This is a genomic window from Mycolicibacterium helvum, from assembly GCF_010731895.1.
In the GTDB taxonomy this organism is placed as follows: Bacteria; Actinomycetota; Actinomycetes; order Mycobacteriales; family Mycobacteriaceae; genus Mycobacterium; species Mycobacterium helvum.
This window is the reverse complement of sequence record NZ_AP022596.1, coordinates 652,014-667,281: the sequence shown is the minus strand read 5'-3', so window position 1 is coordinate 667,281 and position 15,268 is coordinate 652,014. Positions and strand designations below refer to the sequence as shown.

At 67.6% G+C, this 15,268-nt stretch carries 17 protein-coding genes and 1 tRNA gene; 13 read left to right on the top strand and 5 right to left on the bottom strand.

The window, feature by feature from the left end; translation table 11 throughout:
• Window positions 1-53 precede the first annotated feature (53 nt).
• The 3 genes from G6N38_RS03080 to G6N38_RS03070 all read right to left on the bottom strand — a co-directional run bounded on the left by G6N38_RS03080 (window position 54) and on the right by G6N38_RS03070 (window position 4,854).
• Window positions 54-1,496: a neutral zinc metallopeptidase gene (locus tag G6N38_RS03080; RefSeq protein ID WP_163746202.1), complete on the bottom strand. Its 1,443-nt coding sequence runs from the start codon at window positions 1,494-1,496 to the stop codon at window positions 54-56.
• An 89-nt stretch (window positions 1,497-1,585) separates the two neighbouring features.
• On the bottom strand, window positions 1,586-3,583 hold the full coding sequence (locus G6N38_RS03075) for an ATP-dependent DNA helicase (RefSeq protein ID WP_163751764.1): 1,998 nt from the start codon (window positions 3,581-3,583) through the stop codon (window positions 1,586-1,588).
• 20 nt (window positions 3,584-3,603) lie between these two features.
• On the bottom strand, window positions 3,604-4,854 hold the full coding sequence (locus G6N38_RS03070) for a nicotinate phosphoribosyltransferase (protein WP_246228140.1): 1,251 nt from the start codon (window positions 4,852-4,854) through the stop codon (window positions 3,604-3,606).
• Between the two features lie 138 nt (window positions 4,855-4,992).
• On the opposite strand from G6N38_RS03070, the gene clpS reads away from it, so the two are divergent.
• Genes clpS through G6N38_RS03010 form a run of 12 tightly spaced genes read left to right on the top strand, consistent with a single transcriptional unit; the run spans window position 4,993 to window position 13,961 of the window.
• Window positions 4,993-5,298: an ATP-dependent Clp protease adapter ClpS gene (gene clpS / locus G6N38_RS03065; protein WP_163746200.1), complete on the top strand. Its 306-nt coding sequence runs from the start codon at window positions 4,993-4,995 to the stop codon at window positions 5,296-5,298.
• A gap of 33 nt (window positions 5,299-5,331) precedes the next feature.
• The gene (gene aosR, locus G6N38_RS03060) at window positions 5,332-5,919 is read left to right on the top strand and encodes an oxidative stress transcriptional regulator AosR (protein WP_163746199.1); all 588 of its coding nucleotides are present in this window, start codon (window positions 5,332-5,334) and stop codon (window positions 5,917-5,919) included.
• Entirely contained in the window at window positions 5,916-6,953 is a 1,038-nt protein-coding gene (locus G6N38_RS03055; RefSeq protein WP_163746198.1) for a P1 family peptidase, read from the top strand. The genes aosR and G6N38_RS03055 overlap by 4 nt, the downstream gene beginning before the upstream one ends.
• 60 nt (window positions 6,954-7,013) lie before the next feature.
• Window positions 7,014-7,400, top strand: a complete 387-nt coding sequence (locus G6N38_RS03050) for a M67 family metallopeptidase (RefSeq protein WP_246228139.1) — start codon at window positions 7,014-7,016, stop codon at window positions 7,398-7,400.
• 14 nt (window positions 7,401-7,414) lie between these two features.
• Window positions 7,415-7,687 carry a MoaD/ThiS family protein gene (locus G6N38_RS03045; RefSeq protein ID WP_163746196.1) on the top strand — a complete coding sequence of 91 codons (273 nt, stop codon included), beginning with the start codon at window positions 7,415-7,417 and terminating at the stop codon, window positions 7,685-7,687.
• A gap of 12 nt (window positions 7,688-7,699) precedes the next feature.
• A complete protein-coding gene (locus G6N38_RS03040; protein WP_163746195.1) occupies window positions 7,700-8,668 on the top strand; it encodes a PLP-dependent cysteine synthase family protein in 969 nt (322 codons plus the stop codon).
• A gap of 19 nt (window positions 8,669-8,687) precedes the next feature.
• On the top strand, window positions 8,688-9,356 hold the full coding sequence (locus G6N38_RS03035; protein ID WP_179968477.1) for a rhomboid family intramembrane serine protease: 669 nt from the start codon (window positions 8,688-8,690) through the stop codon (window positions 9,354-9,356).
• Window positions 9,353-10,183 (top strand): glutamate racemase, encoded by an 831-nt coding sequence (gene murI, locus G6N38_RS03030; protein ID WP_163746194.1) that lies wholly within the window; start codon window positions 9,353-9,355, stop codon window positions 10,181-10,183. Before G6N38_RS03035 ends, murI begins: the two co-directional genes overlap by 4 nt.
• Window positions 10,184-10,240: 57 nt before the next feature.
• Window positions 10,241-11,014: a cyclic nucleotide-degrading phosphodiesterase gene (locus tag G6N38_RS03025; RefSeq protein WP_163746193.1), complete on the top strand. Its 774-nt coding sequence runs from the start codon at window positions 10,241-10,243 to the stop codon at window positions 11,012-11,014.
• A 46-nt stretch (window positions 11,015-11,060) separates the two neighbouring features.
• Window positions 11,061-11,840, top strand: coding sequence for a ribonuclease PH (gene rph, locus G6N38_RS03020; protein WP_163746192.1), 780 nt, complete (start codon window positions 11,061-11,063; stop codon window positions 11,838-11,840).
• A 2-nt stretch (window positions 11,841-11,842) separates the two neighbouring features.
• Window positions 11,843-12,454, top strand: a complete 612-nt coding sequence (rdgB, locus tag G6N38_RS03015) for an RdgB/HAM1 family non-canonical purine NTP pyrophosphatase (protein ID WP_163746191.1) — start codon at window positions 11,843-11,845, stop codon at window positions 12,452-12,454.
• A gap of 52 nt (window positions 12,455-12,506) precedes the next feature.
• Window positions 12,507-13,961 carry an MFS transporter gene (locus tag G6N38_RS03010; protein WP_163746190.1) on the top strand — a complete coding sequence of 485 codons (1,455 nt, stop codon included), beginning with the start codon at window positions 12,507-12,509 and terminating at the stop codon, window positions 13,959-13,961.
• On the opposite strand, the gene G6N38_RS03005 is transcribed toward G6N38_RS03010, so the two are convergent.
• On the bottom strand, window positions 13,951-14,310 hold the full coding sequence (locus tag G6N38_RS03005) for a DUF3817 domain-containing protein (RefSeq protein WP_163746189.1): 360 nt from the start codon (window positions 14,308-14,310) through the stop codon (window positions 13,951-13,953). The two genes, G6N38_RS03010 and G6N38_RS03005, sit on opposite strands and share 11 nt — an antisense overlap.
• Entirely contained in the window at window positions 14,307-14,699 is a 393-nt protein-coding gene (locus tag G6N38_RS03000; protein WP_163746188.1) for a hypothetical protein, read from the bottom strand. Before G6N38_RS03000 ends, G6N38_RS03005 begins: the two co-directional genes overlap by 4 nt.
• Before the next feature lie 111 nt (window positions 14,700-14,810).
• Between G6N38_RS03000 and G6N38_RS02995 the strand changes: the two genes are divergently transcribed.
• Window positions 14,811-14,896, top strand: a tRNA-Leu gene (locus G6N38_RS02995).
• Window positions 14,897-15,268 lie beyond the last annotated feature (372 nt).

Here is a 15,268-nt window from a genome sequence, read left to right as displayed (position 1 = left end):
CCTGACGGCGCGGCCGACGCCTTCTGTCTGGCGTCGGTGGGAACTCCGGCGGCCTACGGGAAGCGCTTGATGCAGCGATCCTGATCGCCGAGCACCCCGATCCGGAAGGCGTCGATGCGGTTGAACCCGGCGGGCACCGACTCGCCATTGATATCGCTGGCGACCAGTCCGTTGGTCAGCAGACCCGAGACCGCCTCGTCGATATCGCCTGCCGTCAGGGCGACGGTGTTGCCGTCGGAGGTGGTGACTTCCTTGGACAGTTTGGTGGTGGCCACGCCGGTCAGGCACGCGGTGCGCAACCCAGCCTCGGCGTTGTCGAGCACCAGGCCGCCGCGCTCGTGCTGCACCGCCAGCATGTAACGCGACACCAGCACCGAGTAGGCGGTGTTGTCGCCGGTGACCAGAACGTTGTCCTCACCCTCGTTGGAGGCGCCCATTTTCGCCAGGGCGGGCAAGTCGACGGCGATGGAATTGGTGGCCGGGCAGAAGGACACCGGCGGGCTGGGCCGGGCGTCGGGGCACGTGGACGCCGAGCCGGCATCGAAGCTCAGCGTCGGCGGATTCTTGGGCTTGAACAGGATATTCATCGCCTCGACGATCGCCCGGGTCGACTCCTCGGTCACCGGCCACTCGCCGGTCTGATCGCGTTGCAGCTCGATGGGCAGGTCGCCGCGGCGTTGGCCGATCTCCTGGGCGTCGATACCGGCGCAGGACGACGGTCCGTCGGTGAAGCCGAACTGGAAGGCCGAGATCCGTTCGAACGCCGACCCGTGTTCGTCACCGCCATCGGTGTAGTCGTCCTGGCTCAGCAGCGGGTCGCGGAACGAAATCATCGCGGCCAGAAGGTTATTCAGTCCATCGCCAGTGCTCAGCGTGAACCGCTTCGAGTTCCCCTCGGCCACCCACCGCATGTAGACACCGGCGAAGCAGTCTGCCTGCTGCTCGGCCACCAGGGTCGGAGTGCCCTTCTTGTTGAGCTTGGCCATCTTCTGAATCGCGTGGCCGTATTCGTGGGCAAGCACCATCGTGATGGCCATGTCGCCGTTGGCCTGTCGCAACGCCGGCAACAGCACGCCCCGATCCCAGCCGATGGTGTTGTCGTCCTCGCAGAAGCCGGCGTTGATCAGCCCGGAGGTCGTGTCGCCACAGAATTCGCCGTCATAGGCGTCGGAGTCCCACGAGACGAGGTCCTTGACGGGCTTGAACTCGCCGTCGAACGTGCCGGTGTAGTTGTCTTTCCAGAACGCCTCCAGATCGCTGATCGACTGGACCGCGATCTCGTCGTTCTTGCCGCCATCGCTATGGGAGACCTTGCGGGTCGGCTTCTCGGCATTCGAGCGCAAACCGCTGGCCCCGTCGACCGCCTGCAGGCCGCCGACCTTGAACGGGTCGTCGAACACCGACACCGCCTTGCCCGAGATGGTGGAGCCGCAGCCGGCCAGCACCACAGCTGTGCCCGCGAGCGCGAGCAGGCGTGTGAGGGATCGTCGGTGCATGAGGGCTACCCTCTCCGAGGCGTCAGACCGGCGTACTGGGAAAATTCGCTTTCAGAATAGTGCGGTCGACGGGCTCTACCGATCCCAATTCACGGTGCGACGTCGCCCCGTAACCGCTGAAGTGCCTGTCTGACACGCGCGGGATCAGTGGTCGGCCAGAACGGCGGCAGCGACGCGCGCAGGTAGCCGCCATAGCGTGCGGTGGCCATCCGCGAGTCAAGCACCGCGACGACGCCCCGGTCGTCCACCCGGCGCAACAGCCGGCCCGCTCCCTGCGCCAGCAGCAGCGCGGCATGCGCGGCGGCGACCGTCATGAACCCGTTCCCACCGCGGGCGGCGACGGCCCGCTGTCGCGCGGTCAGCAGGGGATCGTCGGGACGCGGGAACGGGATGCGGTCGATGAGAACCAGGGACAGTGACGGACCCGGTACGTCGACCCCCTGCCACAGCGACAGGGTGCCGAACAGGGATGTCTCGGGATCGGCGGCGAAGCGCTCGACCAGGGCCGCGGTCCCGTCATCGCCCTGGCAGAGGATTGGGGTGTCGATCCGCGCCCGCAGTGCTTCTGTCGCCGCCTTGGCCGCACGCATCGACGAGAACAATCCGAGCGTGCGGCCGCCGGCGGCTTCGATCAGCCCGGCGATCTCATCGAGTTGTTCGGGGTTGCCGGCGCTGTCGCGACCGGGCGGTGGCAGATGCGCGGCGACATAGAGGATGCCGGACTTGGCGTGCTCGAACGGGGAGCCGACGTCGAGGCCCTTCCACGCCGGCCCGCCACCTAGGCCCCATGCGCCGGCCATCGCGTCGAAAGAGCCGCCGATGGTCAGCGTCGCCGATGTCAAAACCGTTGTGGCGGTGTCGAACAGCCGAGTGCGTAATAGCCCGGCCACCGACAGCGGCGCCACCCGCAGGACCGGTCTGAGGTTGCCCCCACCCGATCCCCGGGTCGCTCCGCCCCTGCCCGCCGAACCGTCCTCATGATCCAGCCACACCACCTCCGTCCGATCCGGAATCGCCGGCACGAACGAGTCCAGCACCCGCGAGGCGGTGTCGCCGATCTCGGTCAGCGCCGCGATCGCCTCGCTGCGTGCCGCGGCGGCCTTCGGATCTTTCGGCGCCGGATCGATATCGCCGCGGGCGGCGGTGGCGGCATCCCGCAGAGCGGTCAGGTAGGTGGCCAGCTCGTCGTCGAGATAGTCGAGCCGGCCTGGCTGGGCGTCGTGGATCGCCGAGGAGAACGTCGCCACCGCCGCCTCCATCCGCTGGGCGAGCTGCGGGCTGACCAGCCGGGCGATGCGCCGGGTGGCCACGCCGAGCGGGGTGGGAGTCAGCTCGCCGGTGGCCACCGACGTCACCCGGTCCACCAATTCGTGCGCCTCATCGACTATCAGATAGTCGTGTTCGGGTAGTACCGCGGCGTCGGCGATCGCGTCGATGGCCAGCAACGCGTGGTTGGTGACGATAATCTCCGCACGGCCGGCCTCGCCGCGCGCCCGTTCGGAGAAGCAATCGGTGCCGTACGGACAGCGCGCCATCCCGAGGCATTCTCGGGCCGAAACGCTGACCTGCGACCAGGACCGGTCGGGCACACCTGGCTTCAGTTCGTCTCGGTCACCGGTCTCGGTGGACGACGCCCACGCCGTCAACCGGGCGACGTCGCGGCCCAATGCGGTCGCGGCCACCGGCTCGAACAGTTCTTCCTGCGGGGATTCGGCATTCTCTTCGCCGCCGCCGTTGTGAATCTTGTTCAAGCACAGATAGTTTCGACGCCCCTTCAGCAGGGCGAACTTGGGTCGCCGGGGGAGGGTGGCGGCCAGCGCATCGACCAGTCGGGGCAAGTCCCGGTCGACGAGCTGGCGTTGCAGGGCGATGGTCGCGGTGGACACCACGACGGGGGTTTCGTCGGCGACGGCTCGGGCGATCGCGGGAATGAGGTACGCCAGGGACTTACCGGTTCCGGTGCCGGCCTGCACCGCCAAGTGCTCACCGCCGGCGAACGCCTGGGCCACTGCCTCGGCCATCTGTACTTGGCCTGGCCGCTCGTTGCCGCCCAGCGCGGCCACCGCCGTCGCCAGCAACTCGCTCACCGGCGGCAATTCGTCCGCGCTCACCGCATCGGCACCTGACGGGTCGGGATCGCCGGCTCGCCCTGCGACAGCGCCAGACCCTCCCACGGCAAGCTGCGCAGGCCGCTGGCCACCAACGCGCGCGCCGCCGCCAGATCGGCTACGGCAACGGGCTGCCCGCCGCGCACCAGGGGCACGGTCAGCGCCCGTGCGGGGTCGGTCACCTCGGGGGGTGCGGACACCGGGTAAATGACCTCCTCGACGATCGTGCCCGTCGGTCGCGACAGCCGCAGGGCAGCCTTGCGGCCGCCGTGAGATTCCTTGCGGCTGCTGCGTTTTTCCACCGGCAGGCCGTCCACCTCGACGAGCTTGTAGACCATGCTGGCCGTCGGGGCGCCGGAGCCAGTGGCCACCGAAGTCCCGACACCATAGCTGTTGACGGGATCGGCGCGCAGCGCGGCGATCGAGAACTCGTCGAGATCCCCCGAGACGACGATCTGAGTGCCGGTCGCCCCCAGTTCGTCGAGCTGGGCACGTACTCGCCGCGCCAGCACACCGAGGTCACCGGAGTCGATGCGCACCGCGCCGAGTGCGGTTCCGGCGACGGCGATCGCGTTGGCCACGCCGGTCGTCACGTCATAGGTGTCGACCAGCAGGGTCGTCCCGGCGCCTAGCGCGTCCACCTGCGCGCGGAACGCAGCCTGCTCGTCCGGTCCCTCGGCGGTGGCATAGAGCATCGTGAACGCGTGGGCGCTGGTCCCCATCGCGGGGATATCGTAGCGGCGGTTGGCTTCGAGATTGGATGTGCCGGTGAATCCGGCGATATAGGCGGCCCGGGCGGCCGCCACCGCCGCATGTTCGTGGGTGCGCCGCGAACCCATCTCGATCAGTGTCCGGCCGGCGGCTGCGCTGACCATGCGGGCGGCCGCCGAAGCGATCGCGGTGTCGTGATTGAAGATCGACAACGCGAGTGTCTCCAGCAACACGCACTCGGCGAAGGTGCCGGTGACCGACAGGATCGGGGAGCCGGGGAAGTACAGCTCGCCTTCGGCGTAGCCGTCGATATCGCCGGTGAAGCGGAAGTCCCGAAGGTAGTCCAACGTCGTGGAGTCGAGGAACGATGCGAGGGATGTCAGTGCTTCGTCGTCGAAAACGAACTCGCTCAAGGCTTCCAGAAATCGCCCGGCTCCGGCCACCACTCCGTAGCGACGACCGTCGGGCAGGCGACGGGCGAACGCCTCGAATGTGGTCATGCGTCCGGCTGAACCGTCGCGCAGCGCAGCGGCCAGCATCGTCAGCTCGTATTTGTCCGTCAGCAGGGCGGCGGTCACAGCGCAACGGTATCGGCCGTCCCACGGACTGGATAGATTGTTCGTCGCCCGAGGGGCTCATCACCATAGGGGCTGCCCCCGCTCGCTATCCTTATCGGCATGGGCTCGCAAGCAGCTCCGACCCGACCGGACGCCGCAGGACAGCAACAGACTGAATCCGTCACTGCCCTGGACAACCCCTGGGTGACGATCGTCTGGGACGACCCGGTTAATCTGATGAACTACGTGACTTACGTGTTTCAGAAGCTCTTCGGCTACAGCGAGCCGCACGCGACGAAGCTCATGCTGCAGGTTCATCAGGAGGGCAAGGCAGTCGTATCGGCGGGGAGCCGGGAGTCCATGGAAGTAGACGTGTCCAAGCTGCACGCCGCCGGGTTGTGGGCGACCATGCAGCAGGACCGCTGAGCAAGGCCAACCGGTCTATCGGTCAGGAACAACGTGCGTAAATGGAAGCGGGTCGACACCGCTGCGGGTCCCCGTTTCCGTTCAGCACTGGCTCCGCACGAAGCGGCGCTGCTGAAGAACATGGTGTCCTCGGTGCAGGGCATGCTCGACGAACGTGAGGCCGCGACACCGTCGGATCCCCTGGAGCAGATCACCGGTATCCGCGCCGGCAACCCGCAGCCGCCGGAGGACTCCACCATGCGGCGGCTGTTGCCCGACTTCTTCAAACCGCAGCGCGATCACCCGGCCGGCTCGGCGGCCGCCGAGAGCCTCAACGGCGCCCTGCGCAGCCTGCACGAGCCGGGCATCATCGATGCCAAAAAGGCTGCTGCGCAACGTGTTCTGGACACGCTGCCCGACGGTGGGGGCAGGTTCGAGATTACCGAGGGCGACGCCAACGCCTGGATATCGGCGATCAACGACGTCCGACTTGCGCTGGGCGCGATGCTCGAGATCGGGCCCGAGGGCCCCGACCGGCTACCCGCCGACCACCCGCTGGCCGGGCACCTCGACGTGTATCAGTGGCTGACCGTCTTACAGGAGTATCTGGTGCTCGGGCTGATGGGTAAGCCGATCCGATGAGTCGCGGTTCCATCACCGACGTCGACGGCGTTCTCGTCGGTCATCACGGTCGCCTCGACGCCGACGCGACGCTGGGATCAGGCTGGGCCTGCGGGACCACCGTCATCGTCGCGCCGCCCGGAACGGTCGGGGCCGTCGACGTCCGGGGAGGAGCGCCCGGTAGCCGCGAGACCGACCTGCTCGACCCTTCCAACAGCGTCCGGCACGTCGATGCAGTCGTGCTCACCGGCGGCAGCGCCTACGGGCTGGCCGCCGCCGACGGCGTGATGACCTGGCTGGAGGAGCAGGGGCGCGGGGTGGCGATGGAGGGCGGCGTCGTCCCGATAGTTCCGGCCGCGGTGATTTTTGACCTTCCGGTCGGCGGCTGGGCGTGCAGGCCGACCGCCGACTTCGGGTATGCGGCCGCGGAGTCGGCCGGCGTGGACGTGGCGGTAGGGACCGTCGGCGCCGGCGTTGGTGCGCGCGCCGCTGTGCTCAAGGGCGGCGTCGGCACCGCCTCGATGACACTCGATTCCGGGGTAACCGTCGGCGCGATCGTCATCGTCAACAGCGCAGGCAATGTCATCGATCCGGCCACCGGGCTGCCCTGGATGAGCCACCTGGTCAAGGAGTTCGGGCTGGTCACACCGCCCGCCGAGCAGATCGCCGCACTCACCGCGCTCGACGCCGAGTCCGGTCCGCTGAACACCACCATCGCGGTGGTCGCCACCGACGCCGCGCTGTCACCGGCCGCGTGCCGGCGCTTCGCGGTTGCTGCGCAGGACGGTTTGGCACACACCATCCGCCCGGCGCACACCCCGCTAGACGGGGACACCGTCTTCGCGTTGGCCACCGGGGCGATCGAGCTCGAACCGGACGCGGGCACGCCGACGCAGATGGTGCCGGAGACCAAGCCGCTCGCGAGGCTGGGCGCGGCCGGGGCAGACTGTTTGGCGCGCGCGGTGGTGGTCGCTGTACTGGCAGCGGAGTCGGCGGCCGGAATACCGACCTACCGTGACCTGTTACCCGGTGCGTTCGACGCATCTGCTCGCTGAGCTCGACCACAGGAGGACATCCCCGCCGTGCTGGTGATCCGTGCCGACCTGGTCGACGCCATGGTCGCCCACGCCAGGGCCGACCACCCCGACGAAGCCTGCGGGGTGCTGGCCGGGCCGGAGGGCTCCGACCGTCCCGAGCGGCATATCCCGATGCTCAACGCCGAGCGGTCGCCGACGTTCTACCGGTTCGATTCCGGCGAGCAGCTGAAGCTCTGGCGGTCATTGGAAGACTCGGGTCAGGCTCCGATCGTCATCTATCACTCGCACACCGCGACCGAGGCCTACCCCAGCCGCACCGACATCTCGTATGCCGCCGAGCCCGACGCGCACTACGTCCTGGTCTCCACCCGGGATCCCGACGAGCACGAGTTGCGCAGTTACCGGATCGTCGACGGGGCGGTCACCGAAGAACCTGTCACCATCGTCGAGCAGTACGCACGCTGAAAAAGGAGCCACCCATGTCCGTCGAGGTGTCCATCCCGACCATCCTGCGCAGCCACACCGGCGGCGAAAAGCGTGTGGCGGCCGACGGCGCGACGCTGCAGGCCGTGATCGCCGATCTCGAGGCCAACTACTCCGGCATCTCCGAGCGGCTGGTGGACAACGGCAAGCTGAACAGGTTCGTCAACATCTACGTCAACGATGAAGATGTCCGCTTCTCCGGTGGGCTGGACACCGAGATCGGTGATGGCGACTCGGTGACGATCCTGCCGGCTGTGGCCGGCGGCTGAGCTGGAGACGAATTGACCCGCTACGGCTCGCTGGTGCAGGCGGTCGGCGACACCCCGCTGGTCGGGTTGCCGCGGCTGTCGCCGCGCTGGGACGGCACCGAGGGCCCGCATGTCCGACTGTGGGCCAAACTCGAGGACCGCAACCCGACCGGATCCATCAAGGATCGCCCCGCCCTGCGGATGATCGAGCAGGCCGAGCGGGACGGGCTGCTCACGCCGGGGACGACGATCCTGGAACCCACCAGCGGCAACACCGGTATCTCGCTGGCGATGGCCGCGCTGCTGAAGGGCTACCGGCTGATCTGCGTGATGCCGGAGAACACCTCGATCGAGCGCCGGCAGATCCTTGAGCTCTACGGCGCCCAGATCATCTATTCGCCCGCGGAGGGCGGCTCGAACACCGCGGTGGCCCGGGCCAAGGAACTGGCCGCCGAGCACCCCGACTGGGTGATGCTCTATCAGTACGGCAACCCGGCCAACGCCGACGCGCACTACTACGGCACCGGGCCCGAGCTGCTCAAGGACTTGCCCGAGATCACCCATTTCGTCGGGGGACTCGGGACCACCGGCACGTTGATGGGGGTTGGGCGCTTTTTGCGCGAGCATGTCCCCGACATCGCGATCGTTGCCGCCGAACCGCGCTACGGCGAAGGCGTCTACGCGCTGCGCAACATCGACGAGGGCTTCATCCCCGAGCTGTACGACCCCGAGGTGCTGACCACCCGCTTTTCGGTCGGCTCGATCGACGCGCTGCGGCGTACCAGAGAGCTGATCCAGGTCGAGGGCATCTTCGCCGGAATCTCCACCGGCGCGATCCTGCACGCCGCGCTCGGCGTGGCGGCCAAGGCCATCAAGGCCGGTCAGCGTGCTGACGTGGCGTTCACCGTATGTGACGCCGGGTGGAAGTATCTGTCCACCGGTGCCTACGCCGGTAGCCTGGATGAAGCCGAGGCGGCTTTGGAAGGCCAGCTCTGGGCGTGACAGCGGAGGCGGATAACGGATGAACCAGCCGTTGGGCTACTCGCCGACCCCGCCGCAGCCGAAGAAGCCGGCGGCCTGGAAGGTCGGCGGCGCCACCATCGTGTCGTTCGTGGCGATTCTCTATGTCATCGAGCTCATCGACCAGCTCTCGGGTCACTCGCTGGACCGCAACGGCATCCGGCCGCTGGAGACGGACGGGCTGTGGGGCATCCTCTTCGCGCCGTTGCTCCACGGAGGCTGGCAGCACCTGGCCGCCAATACCGTGCCGGCGCTGGTGCTGGGCTTCTTGGTGACGCTGACCGGCATGGCGCGGTTCGTCTGGGCGACGGCGATCATCTGGATCCTCGGCGGCCTGGGTACCTGGTTGATCGGCAATATCGGCTGCGGGTTGGAGACCAACCACATCGGCGCCTCCGGGCTGATCTTCGGTTGGCTGACCTTCCTGTTGGTGTTCGGCTTCTTCACCCGGCACATCTGGCAGATCGTGACGGGCATCGTGGTGCTGCTTGTCTACGGCGGGGTCCTGTGGGGGGCGGTGCCCGAGCTGAACCGCTGCGGCGGCGTGTCCTGGCAGGGGCACCTGTGCGGGGCGATCGCTGGGGTGCTCGCGGCGTATTGGCTGTCCGGCCCGGAACGCAAGGCCAGGGAACGTAAGAAGGCCGGCCAACTTCCCGGGCTGACGTCATGACCGACCGGTTCGCGCCCGTGGGCATCTTCGACTCCGGTGTGGGCGGGCTGACCGTCGCCCGGTCGATCATCGACCAGCTGCCCGACGAGGACATCATCTACGTCGGCGACACCGCCAACGGCCCGTACGGCCCGCTGACCATTCCCGAGGTCCGGGCGCACGCACTGGCCATCGGCGACGGCCTCGTCGAGCGCGGGGTGAAGGCCCTCGTCATCGCCTGCAACACCGCGTCGTCGGCGTGCCTGCGTGATGCACGTGAACGCTACGACGTGCCCGTCGTCGAGGTGATCCTGCCGGCGGTGCGACGCGCCGTAGCCACCACCCGGACCGGACGCATCGGCGTGATCGGGACTCAGGCGACCATCGCCTCGGCGGCCTACCAGGACGCGTTCGCTGCCGCCCGCGACGTCGACGTCACGGCGGTGGCGTGCCCGCGGTTCGTGGACTTCGTCGAGCGCGGCGTCACCAGCGGCCGGCAGGTGCTGAACCTGGCCGAGGGATACCTGGAGCCGCTGCAGCGCGCGCAGGTCGACACGCTGGTGTTGGGCTGCACGCACTATCCGTTGCTGTCCGGGCTGATTCAGCTGGCGATGGGGGATTCGGTCACGCTGGTGTCCAGCGCCGAGGAGACGGCCAAAGACTTGCTGAAAGTGCTGACTGAGCGCGATCTGCTGCGTCCGCACGAGGACGACGGCGGCTCCGTCGGCCAGCACGCGTTCGAGGCGACGGGCGATCCCGAGGCGTTCACAGCCCTGGCGGCCCGGTTCCTTGGGCCGGTAATCACCGGTGTCCACCCTGTTCAGCGTCACGTCGGTGCGACGACGTGATTCTCGTATCCAAACCCGTCATGTTTTCCTCTTGCGGCATCTGGGCATGGCAAGCTAGTGACTGTGCGAATCACCATCCTTGGTTGCTCCGGCAGCGTTGTCGGGCCTGATTCGCCGGCGTCCGGGTACCTGCTGACTGCACCCGACACGCCACCGCTTGTTCTCGATTTCGGCGGCGGCGTGCTGGGTGCGTTGCAGCGCTACGCCGACCCAAACGACGTTCACGTTCTGCTGTCGCATCTGCATGCCGACCACTGCCTGGATCTCCCCGGGCTGTTCGTGTGGCGTCGATACCACCCGAGCCCGGCCAAAGGCCGCGGGGTGATGTACGGCCCCAGCGACACCTGGAGCCGGCTGGCCGCGGCGTCCTCGCCGCTGGGTGGCGAGCTCGACGACTTCTCCGACATCTTCGAGATCCATCACTGGCAGGACAAGCAACCGGTGCAGTTCGGCGCCCTGAACGTATTGCCGCGATTGGTGACGCATCCGACCGAGTCGTTCGGCATGCGGGTCACCGACCCGGGCGGTGCCACCCTGGTCTACAGCGGTGACACCGGGGTATGCGAATCGCTCGTCGAGTTGGCCAGCGGCGCAGACGTTTTCCTGTGCGAGGCGTCCTGGACTCATGCGCCCGACCGTCCGCCACATCTGCATTTGTCGGGTACCGAGGCGGGCCAGATGGCCAAGCGCGCCGGCGTCGGCGAGCTGTTGCTGACTCACATCCCGCCGTGGACTTCACGCGAAGACGTGATCAGCGAGGCCAAGGCCGAGTTCGACGGCCCGGTGCACGCCGTGGTGTGCGGGGAGACCATCGAGGTCCGTCGGCACTGACTCGGACCCTCCCCGGCCCGCATCGTCGCTGGGCTAGGGTTGCGACGTGTCCCGACGACAAGACGGCAGGCTTGACGACGAGCTGCGGCCGGTCACCATCACCCGCGGCTTTACTTCCCATCCGGCCGGCTCGGTCCTGATCACCTTCGGCGAGACCCGGGTGATGTGCACGGCCAGCGTCACCGACGGTGTGCCGCGCTGGCGCAAGGGCTCGGGGCAGGGCTGGCTCACCGCGGAGTACGCGATGTTGCCGGGTGCCACCCACACCCGCTCGGATCGTGAGTCGGTGAAGGGCCGCCTCGGTGGCCGCACCCAGGAGATCAGCCGGCTGATCGGCCGCTCGCTGCGGGCGTGCATCGACCTGGCGGCCCTGGGGGAGAACACCATCGCCATCGACTGCGACGTGTTGCAGGCCGACGGCGGGACCCGGACCGCGGCGATCACCGGCGCCTATGTCGCGCTGTCGGACGCGGTGACCTATCTGGCCGCGGGCGGCAAGCTGTCTGATCCGCGTCCGCTGTCGTGTGCCATTGCCGCGGTCAGCGTCGGCGTGGTCGACGGCCGGGTGCGGGTCGACCTTCCCTACGAGGAGGATTCGCGCGCCGAAGTCGACATGAACGTTGTCGCCACCGACACCGGAACGCTTGTCGAGATCCAGGGCACCGGTGAGGGTGCGACGTTCCCTCGCACGACGCTGGACAAGATGCTCGATGCCGCGCTCGCGTCGTGCGAGACGCTGTTCGCCGTGCAACGCGAAGCGCTGGAGCTGCCCTACCCCGGGGTGCTGCCGGAAGGCCCGCCGTCGAAGAAGGCGTTCGGCTCCTGACGATGGCGCCGCTCCTCCTCGTCGCCAGCCGCAATGCCAAGAAGCTGGCCGAGCTGCGCCGGGTTCTCGATACCGCCGGGGTCTCGGGGCTGACCCTGTTGTCGCTCGACGACGTGCCGCCCTTCGAGGAGGCTCCCGAAACGGGCGCCACTTTCGAGGAGAACGCGTTGGCCAAGGCACGCGACGGCTATGCCGCCACAGGTCTGCCGACCGTCGCCGACGACTCGGGGATCACGGTTACCGCCCTCAACGGAATGCCCGGTGTGCTCTCGGCGCGGTGGGCCGGCGTACATGGCGAAGATGCCGCCAACAACGAGCTGCTGCTGGCTCAGATGCGCGACGTGCCCGACGAGCGGCGCTCGGCCGCGTTCGTGTCCGCGTGCGCGTTGGTTTACGGACCCGGGCCCGATGACAGCGCGGTCGTGCGCGGCGAGTGGCCCGGGGTGATCGCGCGGGAACCGCGCGGTGCGGGCGGCTTCGGCTATGACCCGCTGTTCGTGCCGGAGGGGGAGACCCGCAGCGCCGCGCAGCTGCGTCCCGAGGAGAAGGACGCGGCGTCGCACCGCGGCCGGGCGCTGGCGCTGCTCATACCCGCGCTGCGTGTGCTGGTCTGAGGGGAAATTTACCGCGTTTTTCTAGCGCATCTAACTGTGTCATCATGCTCGGGTGGGTCGTCACTCGGTCCGGGCGGCGCACCCCGGTGTTCTGATCGCCGTTCTGGCGGCTGCCGGCATCAGCGTCTCGCTGATGCAGACGCTGATGATCCCGCTGATTCCCGAACTCCCGACGTTGCTGCACACCAGCCCGGCCAATGCCTCGTGGGCGATCACGGTGACGCTGCTGACCGCTGCGGTGACCACTCCGGTGTTCGGCCGGCTCGGCGACATGTACGGACCCAAGCCGATGCTCATCGTCTGTGCGGCCACCCTGACGGTCGGGTCGTTGATCGCCGCAATGACCAGCTCACTGCTCCCGTTCATCGTCGGGCGTGGGCTGCAGGGCTTCGGCATTCCGATCATCCCGCTGGCTATCAGCGTGCTGCGGGCTGCGATACCGGCCGACCGGGTGGGCTCTGCGATGGGTTTGATCAGCGCGTCGCTGGGCGTCGGCGGCGCGCTCGGCCTGCCGCTGTCGGCGGTCATCGCCCAGAAGGCGGACTGGCACACCCTGTTCTGGGGTGCCGCCGGCCTCGGGGTCGGATCGGTGTTGCTGTTCTACTTCCTGGTGCCGAAAGTCCCGGCCACCTCCAACGACCGTATCGACCCGCTCGGGACGGTGTTGCTGACGGTCGGACTGGTGACCCTGCTGCTGCCGATCTCCAAAGGTTCGACGTGGGGGTGGACGAACGCGACGACGGTGTCGCTGTTCGTCGGCTGCCTCGTGGTGTTCGCGGTCTTTGCCTGGTGGCAGTTCCGGGTGGACGCGCCGCTCGTCGACCTGCGGACCACACTGAAGCGGTCCGTGCTCACCACCAACGTGGCCTCGGTTGCGGTCTGCTTCGCGATGTTCGCGATGTCACTGGTCGGACCGCAAATTCTCGAATTGCCGCCGCAAACCGGCTACGGGCTCGGTCAGACGATGCTGCAGGCGGGTTTGTGGATGGCGCCCGGCGGCCTGGCGATGATGGCCGCAGCGCCCATCGCCGCGCGAGTGGCGGCCAGGCGGGGGCCGAAGTTCACCCTCGTCGTCGGCGCGACGATCATCGCTGTCGCGTATCTGGCCGGGGCCTACCTGTTGGTCAGTCCGGTCGAGGTGATGGTGTTCAACATCGTGATCAGCCTCGGCGTCGGCTTCTCCTACGCATCGATGCCGGCGCTGATCAACGCGGCGGTCCCGATGTCAGAAACCGCTGCCGCCAACGGAATCAACGCGCTGGCCCGCTCCCTGGGGACCTCGATCTCCAGTGCCGTCATCGGGGCCGTGCTGTCGACGATGACGATCTCGTTGGCCGGTCACGCGGTGCCGTCGCTGGCGGGTTTCCGCGTCGCGCTGCTTATCGCCGCCGGTGCGGCGGCGCTGGCCGCGGTGATCGCGCTGACGTTGCCTGCTCCGGCTGCCGCCGCGGCCGAGGACTGGTCGCCTGAGGAGCTCGAACTCGAGGGCGATCCAGTCAGAGGTTGAACCGGGTCTTGAGCTCCCGGGTCTGCACCTGCTCGACGATGATGCCCAACAGCGGAATAGTGCCGGCCAACAGCACGCCGATGGTCTTGGCGATCGGCCAGCGCACCTTCACCGCGAGGTTGGCGGTGAACAGTAGATAGATGAAGTAGACCCAGCCGTGCACCACACCGATCCAGGTGGGCGGGTCATCGACCTTCACGATGTACTTCATCACCATCTCGTAGCAGAGTGCGATCAGCCAGATGCCCGTTGTCCACGCCAGGACCCGATACCCGCGAAGGGCTTTGCGGATCGTCTCGTTCGGCACGCCCGCCTGCGTGTGGGCTTCGGGCGACTCGGGTGCACTCATGCGGTGGTCCTGTTCTGATCTTCTGGGGTCTTGTCGGCCTGAGCCAGCTCGGCGAGGTAGGCGTTGTATTCGCGCATTGCGGGATCGAGTTCATCGGAAGTGGCTTGGGCGGTGGGACGTTCGGGCAGCAATCCAGCGGGAATCTCGGTGACTTGATCCGCGTCGGATGGAGGTGCGGGTGGGGCTTCTTCGTAGCGGATGAATTTGCGGTAGGCGTACACGCAGAATCCCGCGAACATCGGCCACTGCAGGGCGTAGCCCAGGTTCTGGAAGGTGCCGGACGTCGACTCGAATCTGCTCCACTGCCACCAGCCCAATGCCAGGCAGCCACTGGCGGCGATGATCACCAAAATGATCAGCGCGAACCTGCGGCGGCGCGTCGTGGACACACCACGACGGTACCGTGCCAGCGGTTATAGGTTCACCGGTGCGTGACGAGGAAGACAGCGGCCACCACTGACAAGGGTGCCGCGCCGGCGGCGCTAGAATCGTCTCGTTCCGCGGGCGTGGCGAAATGGCATACGCGATGGCTTTAGGTGCCATTGCTCGAAAGAGCGTGAGGGTTCGACTCCCTTCGCCCGCACCACAGATTCCGTGTCGTTGAGGCTTTCTCGTAACGCGTAGTCGGGTACTCGACTTTTTTCGCCACGCGCACGCTGCTACGCGAAAACACACTCGCTTGCACTCATTGTCGGCTGCGCGGGATGAAATCATCGCGAAGAGACTTAATGTGCTGATCGAACTGCACTACGCAGTTCGCGAGACTGGGTGGAGTCGCCACCTGGCGAACCGCAGGGCCGAGGAGGCACGGTGCGGAATTCGTTCAAGGTGAAAGGCTTTCGGGCCACGGCCATTCGAGTGGGTACCGGATGACCACAACGCTGGAAGACAGACCTGCCGAACCTGAGTCACGGTCGCCGCGTTCCCCAGTCCGGCGCGTATTGCGGTTCTTCGTTAC